Consider the following 920-nt stretch of genomic DNA (forward strand, 5'->3'; position numbering starts at 1 on the left):
GACGATGACGACGATGACGACGGCGCCGGAGATGGCGACGATGATGATGATGACGACGACGGCGCCGGAGATGGCGACGACGACGATGATGACGACGATGACGACGGCGCCGGCAACGGCGACGATGACGACGACGACGATTGCGGCTGCGACGATGACGACGACGATGACGACGGGGCTGGCACGCCGGCTCCCGGTCCGGGCACGCCTCCTGGAACGCATGTCGGAACGGGGCTGAGCGATGTCCTGATCGGGGCGGCGGGTGCGGACAACCTGATCGGCCAGGGCGGCGACGATGTCCTGATCGGTGCGGGCGGCGACGACACGATCTCGGCCGGCGACGGCAACGACTTCGTCGATGCCGGGGAGGGCCGTGACGTGGTCTTCGGCGGAGCCGGCGACGACGTGCTGCTTGGTGGGGCCGGCAACGACCTGATCGATGGCGAGGCCGGCAACGACCGGATCTTCGGTGGCACGGGCGACGACCGGATCACGGCCGGCGCCGGCGACGACACGGTGGTGGCGGGTGCGGGCAATGACGTGATCGTGGCTGCGGCCGGCGACGGCAACGACGTCTATTTCGGCGATGACAGCGACGGCGGCACGGGCATCGACACGCTCGACATGTCGGCGATCACGGCGAACCTGACGGTCGATCTCGGCAACGGCCTGCTCGGACGCGGCAGCGCGGTCAGCACGCAAACCGGCAGCGACACGCTCTGGAGCATCGAGAACGTCGCGACCGGCTCGGGCAACGACACGATCACGGCCAGTGCGGCGGTGAACGTGATGGAAGGCGGGGCGGGCAACGACACCTTCCGCTTCGAGAGCAAGGAAGCGGCGGATGGCGACACCATCCTCGACTTCGAGCCTGGCGATAAGCTCGACCTCTCCGGCATCGACGCCAATGGCGCGCTCGC

2 protein-coding genes and 1 pseudogene are annotated in these 920 nt (G+C 68.6%); 2 read left to right on the top strand and 1 reads right to left on the bottom strand.

Going from position 1 to position 920, the window contains the following annotated elements; translation table 11 throughout:
• Nucleotides 1-222 (bottom strand): hypothetical protein (locus AB4118_RS34000; protein WP_441493900.1); only part of this gene is annotated, 222 nt, incomplete at its 3' end.
• 12 nt (nt 223-234) lie between these two features.
• On the opposite strand from AB4118_RS34000, the pseudogene AB4118_RS34005 reads away from it, so the two are divergent.
• Both AB4118_RS34005 and AB4118_RS34010 read left to right on the top strand, forming a co-directional pair.
• Nucleotides 235-318 (top strand): annotated as a pseudogene (locus AB4118_RS34005) (calcium-binding protein); the annotation flags it as partial.
• A 60-nt stretch (nt 319-378) separates the two neighbouring features.
• The coding region (locus AB4118_RS34010; protein WP_441493899.1) for a calcium-binding protein at nt 379-920 on the top strand (542 nt) is incomplete at its 3' end.

It is taken from the genome of Allobosea sp. 2RAB26 (assembly GCF_052115465.1).
Classification (GTDB): Bacteria; Pseudomonadota; Alphaproteobacteria; order Rhizobiales; family Beijerinckiaceae; genus Allobosea.